The organism is Rhizobacter sp., from assembly GCF_032229685.1.
Lineage (GTDB): Bacteria > Pseudomonadota > Gammaproteobacteria > Burkholderiales > Burkholderiaceae_C > LMDS01.
In genome coordinates this window covers 19285-35449 of record NZ_JAVTWP010000043.1, presented here as the reverse complement: position 1 = coordinate 35449, position 16165 = coordinate 19285, and the positions used below count along the sequence as shown (strand labels likewise).

General features: G+C 66.3%; 16 protein-coding genes. 7 read left to right on the top strand and 9 right to left on the bottom strand.

The genetic code is table 11. The annotated features are described in order from the left end of the window. The 8 genes from fdh3B to apbC form a co-directional block, all read right to left on the bottom strand. A partial coding sequence (fdh3B, locus tag AC30PD_RS21865) for a formate dehydrogenase FDH3 subunit beta (RefSeq protein ID WP_489537811.1) occupies nt 1-381 on the bottom strand: 381 nt, incomplete at its 3' end. A gap of 26 nt (nt 382-407) precedes the next feature. Further along, entirely contained in the window at nt 408-3365 is a 2958-nt protein-coding gene (locus AC30PD_RS21860) for a formate dehydrogenase subunit alpha (protein ID WP_489537810.1), read from the bottom strand. A gap of 62 nt (nt 3366-3427) precedes the next feature. After that, on the bottom strand, nt 3428-3661 hold the full coding sequence (locus AC30PD_RS21855) for a formate dehydrogenase (protein ID WP_489537809.1): 234 nt from the start codon (nt 3659-3661) through the stop codon (nt 3428-3430). Between the two features lie 167 nt (nt 3662-3828). After that, nucleotides 3829-4455, bottom strand: a complete 627-nt coding sequence (locus tag AC30PD_RS21850) for a TorD/DmsD family molecular chaperone (protein WP_489537808.1) — start codon at nt 4453-4455, stop codon at nt 3829-3831. Then, nucleotides 4448-6613, bottom strand: a complete 2166-nt coding sequence (locus AC30PD_RS21845) for a 4Fe-4S dicluster domain-containing protein (protein WP_489537807.1) — start codon at nt 6611-6613, stop codon at nt 4448-4450. The genes AC30PD_RS21850 and AC30PD_RS21845 overlap by 8 nt, the downstream gene beginning before the upstream one ends. Next, complete coding sequence (locus AC30PD_RS21840) at nt 6537-7136, bottom strand: DUF3306 domain-containing protein (RefSeq protein ID WP_489537806.1); 600 nt, start codon at nt 7134-7136, stop codon at nt 6537-6539. Before AC30PD_RS21840 ends, AC30PD_RS21845 begins: the two co-directional genes overlap by 77 nt. Next, nucleotides 7136-7645 carry a DUF3305 domain-containing protein gene (locus AC30PD_RS21835; RefSeq protein WP_489537805.1) on the bottom strand — a complete coding sequence of 170 codons (510 nt, stop codon included), beginning with the start codon at nt 7643-7645 and terminating at the stop codon, nt 7136-7138. Before AC30PD_RS21835 ends, AC30PD_RS21840 begins: the two co-directional genes overlap by 1 nt. 44 nt (nt 7646-7689) lie before the next feature. Then, nucleotides 7690-8781 carry an iron-sulfur cluster carrier protein ApbC gene (gene apbC, locus AC30PD_RS21830; protein WP_489537804.1) on the bottom strand — a complete coding sequence of 364 codons (1092 nt, stop codon included), beginning with the start codon at nt 8779-8781 and terminating at the stop codon, nt 7690-7692. Nucleotides 8782-8889: 108 nt separating this feature from the next. Between apbC and AC30PD_RS21825 the strand changes: the two genes are divergently transcribed. The 5 genes from AC30PD_RS21825 (at nt 8890) to AC30PD_RS21805 (ending at nt 14516) form a co-directional block, all read left to right on the top strand. Then, the gene (locus AC30PD_RS21825) at nt 8890-9954 is read left to right on the top strand and encodes a cupin-like domain-containing protein (protein WP_489537803.1); all 1065 of its coding nucleotides are present in this window, start codon (nt 8890-8892) and stop codon (nt 9952-9954) included. Between the two features lie 31 nt (nt 9955-9985). Further along, the gene (metG, locus tag AC30PD_RS21820) at nt 9986-12028 is read left to right on the top strand and encodes a methionine--tRNA ligase (RefSeq protein ID WP_489537802.1); all 2043 of its coding nucleotides are present in this window, start codon (nt 9986-9988) and stop codon (nt 12026-12028) included. An 18-nt stretch (nt 12029-12046) separates the two neighbouring features. Continuing rightward, the gene (locus tag AC30PD_RS21815; protein WP_489537813.1) at nt 12047-12790 is read left to right on the top strand and encodes a YoaK family protein; all 744 of its coding nucleotides are present in this window, start codon (nt 12047-12049) and stop codon (nt 12788-12790) included. Nucleotides 12791-12805: 15 nt separating this feature from the next. Beyond that, the gene (gene kdoO / locus AC30PD_RS21810) at nt 12806-13681 is read left to right on the top strand and encodes a Kdo hydroxylase KdoO (protein WP_489537801.1); all 876 of its coding nucleotides are present in this window, start codon (nt 12806-12808) and stop codon (nt 13679-13681) included. Between the two features lie 163 nt (nt 13682-13844). Continuing rightward, a complete protein-coding gene (locus AC30PD_RS21805) occupies nt 13845-14516 on the top strand; it encodes a hypothetical protein (protein ID WP_489537800.1) in 672 nt (223 codons plus the stop codon). 3 nt (nt 14517-14519) lie between these two features. Here AC30PD_RS21805 and AC30PD_RS21800 read toward each other — a convergent pair whose 3' ends face one another. Beyond that, the gene (locus AC30PD_RS21800) at nt 14520-15032 is read right to left on the bottom strand and encodes an outer membrane protein assembly factor BamE (RefSeq protein WP_489537799.1); all 513 of its coding nucleotides are present in this window, start codon (nt 15030-15032) and stop codon (nt 14520-14522) included. 59 nt (nt 15033-15091) lie between these two features. Between AC30PD_RS21800 and AC30PD_RS21795 the strand changes: the two genes are divergently transcribed. Beyond that, nucleotides 15092-15292 (top strand): DUF3460 family protein, encoded by a 201-nt coding sequence (locus AC30PD_RS21795; RefSeq protein WP_489537798.1) that lies wholly within the window; start codon nt 15092-15094, stop codon nt 15290-15292. 31 nt (nt 15293-15323) lie between these two features. After that, entirely contained in the window at nt 15324-16154 is an 831-nt protein-coding gene (locus tag AC30PD_RS21790; protein WP_489537812.1) for a segregation and condensation protein A, read from the top strand. The last annotated feature ends 11 nt before the right edge of the window (nt 16155-16165 follow it).

Below are 16165 nucleotides of genomic sequence, written 5' to 3'. Positions count from 1 at the left end.
TTCGGGGCCGCCGGCGCAGAAGGTGCACTTGTCCATCTTGCCGCGCAGGCCGAAGCTGCCGTTGGTCGGGAACTGCGGCGCCCCGAAGGGGCAGGCGTAAGAGCAGTAGCCGCAGCCGATGCAGACGTCCTTGTCGTGCAGCACCACGCCTTCTTCGGTGCGGTAGAAGCAGTCGACCGGGCACACGGCCATGCAGGGCGCGTCGGAGCAGTGCATGCACGCGACCGAGATGCTCTTCTCGCCGGCCGCGCCGTCGTTGAGCGTGACCACGCGGCGGCGGTTCACGCCCCAGGGCACGTCGTGCTCGGCCTTGCAGGCGGTGACGCAGCCGTTGCACTCGATGCAACGCTCGGCGTCGCAGATGAACTTCATTCTTGCCATGGTGTTCTCCTGTGTGCCCGGGGTGGTCAGGCGGTGGCCCGCTGCACCTGGCACACGGTGGTTTTTGTTTCCTGCATCATCGTCACGCTGTCGTAGCCGTACGTCGTGGCGGTGTTGACGGCCTCGCCACGAATCACCGGCGCCGCACCGTCGGGGTAGTACTGCTGCAGGTCTGCGCCCTGCCAGCGACCGGAGAAGTGGAACGGCAGCCAGACCGTTTCACGGTCGACCCGCTCGGTGACCAAGGCCTTCACCGTGAGCTTGGCGCCGGTGGGTGTGGTGACCCACACGTCTTCGCCGTTGCGAATGCCGCGGTCGTTCGCCGTCGCCGGGTTGATCTCGACGAACATCTCCTGCTGCAGTTCGGCCAGCCAAGGGTTCGAGCGGGTTTCTTCGCCGCCGCCTTCGTACTCGACCAGCCGGCCCGAGCTCATGATCAGCGGGAAGGTCTTGCCGATGTCCTTGTTCTTCTCTTGCACGCTCTTGTAGAGCGTGGGCAGGCGCCAGAACGCCTTCTTGTCGTCGTGGGTCGGGTACTTGGCAACGAGGTCGGGCCGGGTCGAATACAGCGCTTCACGGTGCTGCGGGATCGGGTCGGGGAAGTTCCAGACCACCGCGCGCGCCTTGGCGTTGCCGAACGGGTGGCAGCCGTGCGTGAGCGTCACGCGCTGGATGCCGCCCGACAGATCGGTCTTCCAGTTCTTGCCTTCCGCGGCCTTCTTCTCGGCCTCGGTCAAGTCGTTCCACCAGCCCAGCTTCTTGAGCAGCAGGTGGTCGAACTCGGGGTAGCCGGTCGTGATTTCTGCGCCCTTGGAATGCGAGCCGTCTTCGGCCAGCAGGTTCACGCCCTCACGTTCCACGCCGAAGTTGGCGCGGAAGTTCCCGCCCCCGTCCATCACGTGCTTCGAGGTGTCGTAGAGGTTCGGCGAGCCCGGGTGCTTGAGCTCGGGGTTGCCGTAACACGGCCAGGGCAGGCCGAAGTAGTCGCCGTCGAGCTTGTAGCCGGTTTCCTTGTCGACACCGCCCTTGGCGCGCAGCGTCTTCACGTCGAAAACGTTCATGTTGCGCATGTGCGCTTTCAGGCGCTCCGGGCTCTGGCCGGTGTAGCCGATGGTCCACATGCCGCGGTTGATTTCCTTCAGCAGTGACTCGACTTCGGGCTCCATCATGCCGCCCTTGCCGGCCACCAGCTTGTGGCTCTTGACCAGTTCGTTACCGAAGCCGAGCTTCTCGGCCAGCTGGTACATGATCATGTGGTCGGTGCGCGATTCCCAGAGCGGCTCGATCACTTTCTCACGCCATTGGATCGAGCGGTTCGACGCCGTCACCGAACCCGAGGTCTCGAATTGCGTGCAGGCCGGCAGCAGGTAGGTGGCGCGGTTCGGGTTGAGCTCGTCGGCCTTGCTGGGCATCGCGGCCATGGCCGCGGTGGCCGACGGGTGCGGGTCGATCACGACCAGCAGGTCGAGCTTGTCCATCGCCTTCTTCATCTCGAGCCCGCGTGACTGCGAGTTCGGCGCGTGGCCCCAGAAGAACAGGCCGCGCAGGTTGCTTTCCTGGTCGATCAGTTCGTTCTTCTCGAGCACGCCGTCGATCCAGCGCGAGACCGTCATGCCGGGCTTGGTCAGCATGCCGGGCGCGTACTGCTTCTTGATCCACTCGAAGTCGACGTCCCACACTTTCGCGAAGTGTTTCCACGAGCCTTCGGCCAGGCCGTAGTAGCCGGGCAGCGAGTCGGGGTTCGGGCCGACGTCGGTCGCACCCTGCACGTTGTCGTGGCCGCGGAAGATGTTGGTGCCGCCGCCGCTCGTGCCCACGTTGCCCAGCGCCAGTTGCAGGATGCACGAAGCGCGGACGACCGCGTTGCCGGTCGTGTGCTGGGTCTGGCCCATGCACCACACCACCGTGCTCGGGCGGTTGTCGGCGAGTGTCTTGGCGGTCTTGTAGCAGGTGGCTTCGTCGACACCGCAGGCTTCGAACACCTTGTCGGGTGTCCATTTCGCCATGATCTCGTCACGCACCTTTTCCATGCCGTAGACGCGGTCGGCGATGTACTTCTTGTCTTCCCAGCCGTTCTTGAAGATGTGATACACGAGCCCGAAGACGAACGGGATGTCGCCGCCCGAGCGGATGCGCACGTAGTCGTCGGCCTTGGCCGCGGTGCGTGTGAAGCGTGGGTCGACCACGATCATCTTGCAGCCGGTTTCCTTGGCATGCAGCATGTGCAGCAGCGAGACCGGGTGCGCTTCGGCCGCGTTCGAGCCGATGTACATCGCGGCCTTGGAGTTGCGCATGTCGTTGTAGGAGTTGGTCATCGCGCCATACCCCCACGTGTTGGCCACACCGGCCACGGTGGTGCTGTGGCAGATGCGCGCCTGGTGGTCGCAGTTGTTGCTGCCCCAGAGGCTCATCCACTTGCGCAGCAGGTAGGCCTGCTCGTTGTTGTGCTTGCTGGAGCCGACGACGAAGATCGAGTCGGGCCCGCTGGCTTTCTTCAGCTCGATCATCTTCGCGCTGATCTCGTTCAGCGCCTGGTCCCAGCTGATGCGCTGGTACTTGCCGGCCACGAGCTTCATTGGGTAGCGCAGGCGGTGTTCGCCGTGGCCGTGTTCACGCAGCGCCGCGCCCTTGGCGCAGTGCGCGCCGAGGTTGATGGGCGAGTCGAACACCGGTTCCTGGCGCACCCACACGCCGTTCTCGACCACGGCGTCGACCGCACAGCCCACCGAGCAGTGGCCGCAGACCGTGCGTTTCACTTCGACCTTGCTGGTGCTGCCGGCGGCCGGCGCGTCGGCGGCTTGCGCCTTCTGCACCAGCGTGAGCTGCGAGGCGGCCAGGCCGGCACCGACGCCCAGGCCCGAGCGGCGCAGGAAGGCACGCCGGTCCATCGTGGGAATGGCGCGCGACACGCCGCGGGCGAGGCTGGAGACGAGTGACGACGGCGCGACCGATGTCGCGTGGCTGGACTTGCGCGTGAGCAGCATGGTTTCTCCTGCGGGCCGGATGGGAAGCGGGGGCAAGCGGCGGATCGGCCGGTGCCCCGGGGTCAGGATCGGGTGGTTTCGTAGTAGCGCAGCACGTGCTGCGTGACCTGGTAACCGCCGGCCGGGTCGATCACCTTCTTCGCGGCCACCGCCGCGGTGGCGACCGGCGCAGCGCCGGGCATCACCTTGACCGCCACCGCCGCGGCACCTGCGGCGCCCACGCCGAGCAGCAGGCCGCGGCGTTTCAGCGGGTTCGGCGCATTGCCGGGGGTTTGGTCACTGGCTTTGATACTCATGGCTTACGACTCCAGGTAAAGCACTCGCCCCAAGGCAGCCGCGGCCAAGCCGAGCCCGCGCGGATGCACCGAATGTATGCACGATAGTTCATAGCGTCATCAGGGTGAGTCCGTAGCTCGATAGCCGGGCGGCGGACTGCGGCGTCAGTTTCGTGCAAGCAAGCACCTCACGCTTCGAGCAGGTCGAAGCCCTGCACCTCGACGGCGAAGAAGTCGCGGCTGAAAGCGGCGACGGCGCGGTAGAAGTCGGCACGCGGGTGCGCCGCGATCGTGTCGAACAGACGCTCCACCCAGCCGCGCAAGTGAGCATCGAAGAAGCGCTGCTGGGCTGCGAGGTTGCTCACCGCCAGGTCGTCGCCGGCGATCAGGTAGCGCATCACTTCGCACAGGCTCGCGATGTGGTCTTCGGTCTCGAGCACGCCATCGGGCCGTTCGAGACCGAGCGCGGCCAGGTCGCCGCGCAGCGCGGCCAGCGGCTTTTCATTCAGCGAGCCGGCGATGAACCAAGAGGCGTAGACAAAGACCTCGGGCTTGCCGACGCCGCCGAACAAGGCCACGTGTTCTTCGTCGATCTGCGCCAGCGACAGGCGCCGCGTGGCCCCGACCAGCTCCGACCAGCTCGTTTCGAGAAAAGCCCCGGGCGCAGGCGCTTCGGTCACGGCCACGCGGAGTTGTTCGTACAAGTCGGCAGACGGTGGCGCGAGATACAGGCTCGCCAGCAAGCCGTAGACCTCGGCCCGCGCGAGTTCCTCGCGGTCGTCGGGCGTGCTGAAGTTGAGAGGAACATCAGACATCGGTGATCCTCACTTCGTCTGGGTTGCTGTGGATGTCGATCACACGGCAGTCGCTGCACATGCGCAGGCGCTCGGCGCCCTTGCCCTGGAACATCGCGTGGGCACCGAGCTTGGCGACCATCAGCTCGACGGCCTTCGGCGTGCCGAAGGGCTTGTCGCAGCGAACGCAGCGGTAAGGTTCGACCTCGTTCAGTACCCGCGCCTGCTTGCGCGCCTTGCCCCCGTCGGCGAGCCACAGGCGCGGCTCGAGCGTGATCGCGCTTTCGGGGCAGGTGCTCGCGCACAAGCCGCACTGCACGCAGTTCTTCTCGATGAAGCGCAGTTGCGGCTTGTCGGGGTTGTCGGCCAGCGCCGCTTCGGGGCAGGCGCTGACGCAGCTCAGACACATCGTGCAGCGCTCGGCATCGACGACGAGGTTGCCGAAGGGGCTGCCGACGGCCGGCAACGCGATCGCCACCGGCGGCGGGCTCGCGTGCTGCAGCAGGTGTTCGATGGCCAGGTCGAGCGTGGCGCGCTTGTCGGCCTGCACACTGAAGGTGGCGGCCGACTTCACCGTTTGGGCCGGCGCGGTCTGCAGCGCGGTGTCGAGCGCCTTCACGTCTTTTGCGTGGACGATGCGGAAGTACTCGCCCTTCAAGCCCATGCCGGCCAGGATCGCCTGCGCGACCTGCATCTGCGCCGCCACCGCGGCGCGATAGTCGGGCGCTTCTTCGTCGGTCATCAGCACCCAGACCTGCGACGCGCCGAAAGCGATGGCCGAGAGCCACAGGTCGATGCCGGTCGAGGCCGTGTGCCACACGTCGAGCGGGAGCACGCGCGCCGGCACACCGCGCACGCTCGTCTGCGTGCGTGCTGCGCGGCCGAGCTCGTTGATCAGGTCGAGGCCGGCACCCTGGCTGTGAATGAGCAGCGCCGCATCGGCACCGCCTGCGCGCCGGTAGGTCGTGAGCAGCGTGCGAACACGCTTGCCTTGTTCGTCGAGGCGCGGTGTGGCGTAGCTGATCGCGCCGCTCGGGCACACGGTGGTGCAGGCGCCGCAACCGACGCACAGGTGCGGCTCGACCACGATGCCGGGGCCGGCGTCGCCCTTTCCCTTGCCGGCTTTCACCGTGCCGCCCAGCCGGCCTTTCATCGACGCGTCGCTGCTGATCGCCTGCGCCGAGCACACGTCGATGCAGGCCGTGCAGCCGATCTGCTCGTTGCGGCTGTGCGCGCAGAGCTTCTGCTTGTAGCTGAAGAACTTGGGCTTCTCGAACTCGCCGGTGCTCTCGCGCAGCTGCAGCACCGCGTCGAGCAGCGCCGCGTCGTCGGCCGCGTGAAAGTAGCCCTGTGGCGGCTGGTGCAGCGCCACGATGGGCACGGCGTTCAGGTCGAGCACGAGATCGAAGTGTTCGCTGACCGGCTGCGCAGCGCGCGTGAAGTCGATCGCGCCCGCTGCGTCGCAGACCCGCACGCAGTCGCGGTGGCCGCTGCACTTCGCCAGATCGATCTGGTAGCTGAAGTCGATCGCGCTCTCGGGGCAAGCCTCGACGCAGGCGTTGCAGCGTGTGCACAGGTCGAGGTCGATCGGGTTGCCCTGCGTCCAGCTCACCTCGAAGGCGCCGAGCCAGCCGGTGATGCTGTCGACGGTGCCCGCATGCACCGCCATCGACCGCTGTTGCGGCAGCGTGCCGCCGCCTTGGAGCAGGATGCTCACCTCGAGCTTGTCGGACAGCATCTGCGCGGCACGCGAGGCGCGCTCTGCTGCGCCGATGACGAGCACGCGCCCACCCGACTTGTAGCCCACGGTCGGCACCGGGTCACCATCGGGCAACTGCGCCAGCGCGATCAGCGCGGCGATCTTCGGCGTGGCGGCCTTCGCGTCCTTCGACCAGCCGCCGGTTTCTCGAATATTGACGAAGCGGATCGGCCGCTCTTGCAGCCCGGCCGCACCTTCGGTCTGCGCGTTCAGCTCGAGGAAGAGACGGCTCTCCTGCGTGCAGGCCACGAGCAGGTCTTCACCACTCTTGGCCGCGCGCTGAAAGGCCCCGGCTTCGCGCCGGCACAGTGTGGTGTGGACAGTCGCCAGCCCGGCGCCGGCCTCAGGCCCGAGCGCCTTGATCAGGCCCGGGCCGTCCAGCGGCATCGTCTTGTTGCAGTCGCAGATCAGGGTCGTCATCGGGGATGGGTTTCAGTTCGCTGACCGGCTCGGTGGCCGGCTCGATGAGCGCGGTCTCGGCGCTCGACTTCTCTTTGTCGTCGTTGTCGTCTTCGCTCTCAAACAGCCGCAAGACCTTCGACTGGTTCATCTTCTTCAGCATCGACAGCGGAATCGGGTCGGGCTGGCCGTAGTCGTCGATGTAGATGTCGAGACCGTCCATCACGTTGAAGTGCGGGTCGGTGAAGAGCTTCTTCATCGCCGCGCGCTTGACGCTTTCGTCGATGCCCGGCGTGACGAAACGCGAGTAGTCGGACTCGTGCGTCAGCAGCGCCACGTCGGCCATCGTCGGCAGCGGTTCGGTTTCGGCGGCCGGCGGGTCTTCGACGGCCGGAACGCTCGCAGGTGCGAACTCGACCGGGGCCGGCGCCAGGGCCACCGGCGCTTCCACGACAGGCTCGGCGGGCACCGCCACACCCGAGCGCACCTGCTCCTTGCGCCGTGCCCAGCGCGACAGGAACCCGCTCGCTTCCTGATCACCCATCAGCCGCGGTGCTCCGGCGCAATGAACGACTGCGGCCGGCGGCGTTTCTTCGGCTCGGGCTTGTAGTGTTCGTCGGTGAAGGCCTGCAACCACGCCACCACGTCGTGCTGCAGCGGCACGTTGTCGACTCGCTCCTGCGCGTCGAGCCAGCGGCCAGCTTCGGTGTACGACAGGCTCACGGTTTCGGGCCAGGCCTTCGAGGGGTCTTCGTCGTCGGTGCGCCAGACCACGAACCACACCGGCGCGCCCGAGCTGAGGTTGAGGTGATACCCCTCGGCTTCGTCGCGGAAGAGCTCGAGCGTGAACGCCGGGAACAGTGTGCTGCGCAGCTTGCCGTCGTCGCGCAACACGCGCGGCTCGGTGCCGAAGGCTTCTTCGTGCGCCACCACGTCGGCGAGCCTGAAGCGCCAGTCTTCCCAGCGGTTCGGCTGCGCCTCGCGCTCCATCACCACGGCCACGTGGATGGCGGGGCGCACTGCAGCAGAAGGAGCATAGGCGGCGTCTTGCATAGGCCGAAGTCTATGCGCGCGCGGGCGCGAACGCGCCGGGGTTTTCAGGTGTCCTTGGAGATCGAGATGCTCGGGAACTTCGACGAAAAGTCTTTGGCGCGCTGCGCGATCTTCACGGCCACCTGGCGCGCGACCGACTTGTACAGCCCGGCGATCTCGCCGTCGGGGTCGCTCACCACGCTCGGCCGGCCGTTGTCGGCCTGCACGCGGATCGACAGGTTGAGCGGCAGTGCGCCGAGGTAGTCCATCTTGTAGTCTTCGGCGAGGCGCTTGCCGCCTTCTTCGCCAAAGATGTGTTCTACGTGGCCGCAGTTCTCGCACACGTGCACCGCCATGTTCTCGACGATGCCGAGAATCGGCACGCCGACCTTCTCGAACATCTTGATCCCCTTCTTCGCGTCGAGCAGGGCAATGTCTTGCGGCGTGGTCACGATCACCGCGCCGGTCAGCGGCACACGCTGGCTCAGCGTGAGCTGGATGTCGCCGGTGCCGGGCGGCATGTCGACGATCAGGTAGTCGAGCTCGGCCCAGTTGGTCTGGCGCAGCAGCTGCTCCAGCGCCTGGGTTGCCATCGGGCCGCGCCAGATCATCGGGTTGTCGGCGTCGACGAGAAAGCCGATCGACATGACCTGCACGCCGTAGTTTTCCATCGGCTCCATGGTCTTGCCGTCTTCGCTTTCGGGCCGGCCTTCGATGCCCATCATCATCGGCTGGCTCGGGCCGTAGATGTCGGCATCGAGAATGCCCACGGTGGCGCCTTCGGCCGCCAGCGCGAGCGCCAGGTTCACAGCGGTCGTGCTCTTGCCCACGCCGCCCTTGCCCGACGCCACCGCGACGATGTTCTTCACCTTCGGCAGCAGTTGCACACCACGCTGCACCGCATGCGGCACGATCTTGGTCGCAAGATTCGCGCTGACATTGGCCACGCCCGGCACGGTGCGCACGGCGGCGATCAGCAGCTTGCGCAGTGCGGCGACCTGGCTCTTCGCGGGGTAGCCGAGTTCGATGTCGAAGGCCACGTCGCCGCCGTCGATGCGCAGGTTCTTCAGCTGCCGGGTCGAGACGAAGTCCTTGCCCGTGTTCGGGTCGATCACGGTCTGGATCGCGGCGGTGATCGAGGGCTCGCTGAGGGACATGGCGGTGCGCACGGCGGAGTGAAAGGCGCGGAAGTCTAGCCGGAACCGCCTGCCCCGCCCGGCGAAGGGGCCGAAGTGAACGGTGGTGAGAAAATCAGTTTCAACACCATGAGCAACAAGACCATTCCCCCCGCTCCGCGCCCTCGCGCCCTCGGCGAAGTCGCGTTCAAGCCACTCGACGCCGGCTGGCAACAGTGGATCGCCGAGAACCGTTTGCGCAACTGCACGCCCGAGTCGATGCTGGTCACGATGGTGAACGCCGGGCTCGACCCGGCCGCGTGCGAGCCGGCGATCCGGCGCATGGAAACCGAGCCCGCCTTCCTGGCCGCGCGCAAGATGCAGCAGCTGCAGCGCAAGCTCGAGTCGGTGCTCACGAACCAGCAAAAGCTGTGGGAGATGGCGCCCGAGTACGGCCGCGTCGAAAAGCGCCCGCGCATCACACGCTCTGAATTCATCACCCGCCACGTGATCGGCAGCCGCCCGCTGGTGCTGACCGGCCTCACGCGCGACTGGCCGGCGATGAAACGCTGGTCGCCGCAAGACCTGAAAACGCGCTTCGGCCACCTCATTGTTGAGATCCAGGCCGAACGCAGCGCCGACCCGAACTACGAAGAGAACAAGCTGGCGCACCGGCGCAAGGTGCGCCTGGCCGACTTTGTGGACCAGGTCGTGAGCGGCGGCGCCACCAACGACTACTACCTCACGGCCAACAACGAAGCCTTGCGCAGCCCCGACTTCGCGCCGCTGCTCGCCGACATCGGCAGCCTGCCCGACTTCTGCGACCGCGCCGAGCTGCCGCGCCTGTCGTCATTCTGGTTCGGCCCGGCCGGCACCAACACGCCGTTGCACCACGACACCGTGATGCTGTTCCACACGCAAGTGGTCGGGCGCAAGCGCTGGCGTTTCATCTCTCCGCTGCAGACACCGCGCCTGTACAACCACAACGGCGTGTTCAGCCCGATCGACCTCGACCAGCCTGACTTCGACCGCTACCCGCTGTTCCGCGACGTGAAGGTGCTCGAGGTGATCGTCGAGCCCGGCGAAACGGTGTACCTGCCGCTCGGCTGGTGGCACCAGGTGACGGCGCTCGACATGAGCCTCTCGTTCTCGTATTCGAACATCGCGGTGCCGAACCACTACACGTATCAGAACCCCGAGATCCGCAATTGGTGAAGGCGCGTGCCGCGCCTCCTAGAATCGGGCCATGACCCGCAAGCTCTTCGTCACCACCGCCCTGCCCTACGCCAACGCGCCGTTCCACATCGGCCACATGATGGAATACATCCAGGCCGACATCTGGGTGCGCTTCCAGCGTTTGAAGGGCAACGAGGTGCACTTCGTGTGTGCCGACGACGCGCACGGCGCGCCGATCATGATCGCGGCCGAGAAAGCGGGCCAGTCGCCTCAGGCATTCGTGGCCGGCATCGCAGCCGGGCGCAGGCAGTACCTCGAGGGCTTTCACATCGGATTCGACAACTGGCACTCGACCGACGGGCCCGAGAACCACGAACTTGCGCAAGACATCTACCGCGCGCTGCGCAAGCAGGGCCTGATCGCCGAACGCAACATCGAGCAGTTCTACGACCCGGTGAAGGGCATGTTCCTGCCCGACCGCTACATCAAGGGCACGTGCCCGAAGTGCGGCACGCCCGACCAGTACGGCGACAACTGCGAGAACTGCGGCGCCGTCTACGCGCCGACTGATCTGAAGAACCCGTACTCCACGCTCACCGGTGCCACGCCGGTGCTGAAGAGCAGCGACCACTACTTCTTTCAGCTCTCGTCGGAGCGCTGCGTCGAGTTCCTGAAGGAATGGACCGCGACACCCGGCCGGCTGCAGCCGGAAGTGCTGAACAAGATCAAGGAATGGTTCGCCACCGACGAGCTGGGCCACGTCGGCCTGAACGACTGGGACATCAGCCGCGACGCGCCCTACTTCGGCATCGAGATTCCCGACGCGCCGGGCAAGTACTTCTACGTGTGGCTCGACGCACCGGTGGGTTACCTCGCCTCGCTGAAGAACCACTTCGGCAAGAACGGCATCGACTTCGACGCCTTCATGGCCGACCCGGAGGTGGAGCAGATCCACTTCATCGGCAAGGACATCATCACCTTCCACACGCTGTTCTGGCCGGCGATGCTGCACTTCAGCGGGCGCAAGGTGCCCAACCACATCTTCGTGCACGGGTTCCTGCAGCTCAGTGGCGAAAAGATGAGCAAGAGCCGCGGCACCGGCATCTCGCCGCTCAAGTACCTCGAGCTCGGCCTGAACGCCGAGTGGATGCGCTACTACATCGCCGCCAAGCTGAACGCGAAGGTCGAAGACATCGACTTCAACCCCGACGATTTTCTGGCGCGGGTCAACAGCGACCTGGTCGGCAAGTACATCAACATCGCGAGCCGCGCGGCCGGCTTCCTCGCCAAGCGTTTCGGCGGCAAGCTCTCGGCCGATCTCGGCGTCGAAGGCCGCACGCTGCTCGACGCGCTGCGCGCCCACCGCGGCACGATCGAAGAACTGTACGAAGAGCGCGAGTTCGGCAAGGCGCTGCGTGAGGTGATGCTGCTGGCCGACCGCGTGAACGAATACGTCGACCAGAACAAGCCCTGGGAGCTGGCCAAGAAAGAAGGCAGCGACGCCGTTCTGCACGACGTGTGCTCGGTCTGCATCGAGGCCTTCCGGCTGCTCACGATCTACCTGAAGCCGGTGCTGCCGGCGCTGGCGGCGCAGGTCGAAACCTTCCTGAAGGTCGCGCCGATGAACTTCGCCGACGCATCGCGTGCGCTCGGCGCGCACACGATCGGCGAGTACAAACACCTGATGCAGCGGGTCGACGCCAAGCAGCTCGACGCGCTGCTCGAACCCGCCGTCGTGGAAGTGCCCCACCCCGGCGGCGAAGCGCTCGCGCCCGAAATCAAGATCGACGATTTTGCGAAGGTCGACCTGCGCATCGCGAAGATCGTCGACTGCGCGCTTGTCGAAGGCTCCAGCAAGCTACTGCAGCTGACGCTCGATGTGGGCGAAGGCAAGACCCGCAATGTCTTCAGCGGCATCCAGTCGGCCTACCAACCCGACCAGCTGATCGGCAAGTTCACGGTGATGGTGGCCAACCTCGCGCCGCGCAAGATGAAGTTCGGCCTCAGCGAAGGCATGGTGCTGGCCGCATCGCACGCCGACGAGAAGGCCGAACCGGGCCTGTACATCCTCGAACCCTGGCCAGGGGCCACGCCCGGCCTGCGGGTGCGTTGAGACGACCGTCGCCGCATGCTGCCCATCGTTCGCGGCTGGACCGACGTGCAGCGCACACCGCAGAGCAACCTGCGGCTCGGCGCGGTGCTCGCCTTCGTGGCCGGCGCCACCAACGCCGGCGGTTTTCTCGCGGTCGGGCAATACACCTCGCACATGACCGGCGTGGTGTCGGCGATGGCCGACAACATCGTGCTGGGGCACGCCTCGCTGGTGCTCGCTGCGCTGGCCGCCTTGCTCTTTTTTGTCGGCGGCGCCATGACCACGGCCATCCTCGTGAACTGGGGCATGCGGCGCAGCCTGCGCAGCGCCTATTCGCTGCCCTTGCTTCTGGAGGCGCTGCTCCTGCTGGTGTTCGGGCTGCTCGGTGCGAGCCTCGGCCTGCAAACCGCGCTGCTGGTGCCGGTCACCGTGCTGCTGCTGTGTTTCATGATGGGCTTGCAGAACGCTGTCATCAGCAAGATCTCGCACGCGGAGATTCGGACCACCCACGTGACCGGCCTCGTCACCGACCTGGGGATCGAGCTGGGCAAGCTGGTGTACGTCAATCGCCGCGCCGGGGTGGGCAAGGTGCGCGCCAGCCGCGCGCGAATGCGCAACCAGTCGCTGCTGATCGGCCTCTTCTTCGTCGGTGGCGTGACGGGCGCACTCGGCTTTCAACTGGCCGGGTACATCACGACCGTGCCCCTGGCGCTGCTGCTGCTGACACTCGCCCTCCGACCACTGCTCGTCGACCTCGGCACCGTGTTGCACCCGGCTGCCTGACCCGAAAACCTGCCCATGGCCATCGACATCGTTCGCGAGTTTCCTGATCGGACCTGGGCCGACGACGGCCCGACGCGTGGCGTCGAGGCGGTTGTCGAAGCCGGCCAGGTGCTGCGCTTTCCCTACCTTCCGTTCGAGCTGCTCGAATCCGAGCTGAAGTTCCGCGACCCGCGCTGGGCCGACGGCAAGGCCAAGAACATCTCGGTGCGCTGGCCCGGCGGCGAGATGCGCGGCGCCGTCGGCAACGGCGCCGAGCTGGCAGCGCTGAAGGCCATGATCGTGCGGTACGCCGAGCAGAGTGAAGCCCTCGCGCTGCGCCTGTTCCCGCACTACCGCGGCCACCTCGTTCGTGGCAACACCTCGTTCCGCCCGGTCAACGTGGCCGGCCGCGAAACCAGCTGGCGCAAGGACGATACGCGCCTGCACGTGGACGCCTTTCCGTCGAACCCGATGCACGGCACGCGGCTGCTGCGGGTGTTCTGCAACGTCAACCCGAACGGCGAGGCGCGCCGGTGGCGGGTCGGCGAAGCCTTCGACGACCATGCGCGGCGTTACCTTCCGAAGATCTCGAAGCCGCTGCCGGGTTCGGCATGGCTCATGGAGAAGACCGGCATCACCAAGCGCCGCCGCACCGAGTACGACCACGTGATGCTGCAGTTGCACGACCGCGCCAAGGCCGATGCCGAGTTCCAGCGCAACGGCCCGCAGGCCGACGTGAGCTTCGCACCCGGCACGACCTGGGTCGTCTACAGCGATCAGGTCTTGCACGCCGCGATGGGCGGGCAACACATGATGGAACAGACCTTCTACCTCGACACCTCCCGGCTGCAACAGCCCGACAGTTCGCCCTTGCACACCCTGGAGCGCCAGCTCGGGCGCAGCCTGCGCTGATCGGCGGCCCGGTTGCCAGCGTCAGGCGGGCCGCCGCAAGCTGCGTCATGTCTCACGAAGCCAGTGTTCGTGACAGGATGTGTTCGATTTTTGGTGACGTGAGCCAAGTGCGTGCGATATGCTTTTGGCTTCGGTCGAGTTCGATCAAGAGGCAGCAGCAACCGTGGGATTTCTAGACGACCTCAAACGCCAGGCCGACGCCGCCAAAGCGGCAGAAACCACCGACGTGGGCGCGTTGAAGCGCAACGCCGCATTGGCCGACGCTGCCTGCAACACCGCGTTCAAGTACCTGAACTCGCTGGTTCAGCAGCTCAACGTTCTCAAGCCGACCTCGAAGGTCACCTACTGGATCGACAAGCGCCACGCGGTCGACAAGCTCAAGCTGGTCGATTTCAGGGCCGATTCGCGGCGCAAGCGCCTGCGCGGCGAAGAAGTCTTCGACCACGTGGTGTTCCGCTATGTGCTGAAGAGCAACCAGCGCATTTCGCTCACGAAGAACTTCATCAACGACATCGAGCTGCTCGAATCACGCCTGCGCCGCAGCGGCGCGCCGATGCGCAACGAAGCCATCAAGAACCCGGAAACGGGCAAGCTGACGGAGATGCGCTACGAAATCATCTGCGACTTCAACGCCAGCGTGCACATCACGCCCGACCACGACACCGGCCGGATCCGCTTCGAGCTGGTCAACCTCGACGGTTTTGAAACGGTGAACGTCGAATTCCCGGCTTTCGAGGTCGGCAATGCCCGGCTCGACGACCTGGCGCGCTGGCTGCTGGGCGAGCCCAACAACTTCCTGAAAGACGGGCTGAACCTGCGTCGGGTCGAGGCCTGAGCTCTAGCGGCCGGCCTGGCCGGTGTCGCGCGCGTCGAGCGTCGTCGCGCTGGCCACCACCTTGCCGCCGGCATCGAAAGTCGCGGAAAACACCTTGTTCTCCTGGCCGTCGGCAAAACGCCAGTCCCAGATTTCTTCCTGCTTGAGCGCGTAGCTCTGCACCTTGGCCGGCTGGCCGAGCAGGCGCCGCACCTGGGCCTTGTCGAGACCGGGCAGCACCTTCGCGAAGTTCGCCGGCTTGAGCACCTGGCGCAGTGCGCTCATCTTGCCGTCGGCGCCGATCGTGATCATGTAGTTCACCTGGCCTGCCGGCTGGCGCGGGTAGTCGAAGGTGCGCGCGCCATCGGCTTCGGTGTAGACCGCCGCGGGTTCACCGAAACGGGCGCGCACGTCGGCCTCGGTCGCCACACCTTCTTCGAGCTCGGAAATGCGCTGCGGGTCGCACGCCGCCAGCAGCGCCACAAGCCCCAGAGCGGCCCATCGCAACCGCCCTGCCCCCACCTTGAAACTGCGCATCGGCGTCCCCGTCTAAAATGCAGGCCTTCACTCTAGCGCCTTCGAACCCGCGCCTTGCCATGCCACTGTTCTGGAAAGCCTACAAGTCCGACGTCACGTCCTTCATCGAAGAGCTGAAGGCCGCCAAGCCGACGCTGGAAGCCGAGCAGCGCCAGGGCCGTGCCCTGCTGTGGGACAAGCCGGTCGACCGCCAGGCACAGGCCGAGCAGGCCGAAGCCCGGGTCGCGCAACAGCCCTACGTCTACCAGACCGGGCACTGAGCCCGGCGAAGCGGTCGTGAGCGACGAGGTGATGGCACCCGAGGTGCCCGAATCGGCATTGGCGCCCGCCGAGGTGGTCGACAACGTGGCCGTGGCCCGCCTGTACGGCGAGCCGCTGTTCGCGATGCCGACCGACCTGTACATCCCGCCCGACGCACTCGAGGTCTTCCTCGAAGCCTTCGAAGGCCCGCTCGACCTGCTGCTCTACCTGATCCGGCGCCAGAACTTCAACATCCTCGACATTCCCATGGCGAGCGTGACGCGCCAATACCTGGCCTACGTCGAGCAGATCCGCAAGACCAACCTCGAGCTCGCCAGCGACTACCTGCTGATGGCGGCGATGCTGATCGAGATCAAGTCGCGCATGCTGTTGCCGCCGAAGAAGAGCGCCGACGGGCAGGAAGCCGAAGACCCGCGTGCCGAACTGGTGCGCCGCCTGATCGAGTACGAACAGATGAAACTCGCGGCGGCCCAGCTCGACGCGCTGCCGGTGATCGGCCGCGACTTCCTGCGCGCGCAGGTGGTGATCGAACAGTCGCTCGCGCCGCGCTTCCCCGACGTCGACGCCGACGAGCTGCGCGCCGCGTGGGCCGACATCCTCAAGCGCGCCAACCTGAACCAGCACCACACCATCACCCGCGAACAGCTCAGCGTGCGCGAGCACATGAGCATCGTGCTGCGCTCGCTGCAGGGGCGGCGCTTCGCGATGTTCGAAGACCTCTTCGACGTGGCGCGCGGGCCGCAGGTGCTGGTCGTCACCTTCATCGCGCTGCTCGAGCTGGCCAAGGAACACCTGCTCGAAGTGACCCAGGCCGAAGCCTTCGCGCCGATCTACGTGCGGCTGGCCTACACGCCAGCGTAAGAGCCAGGCCG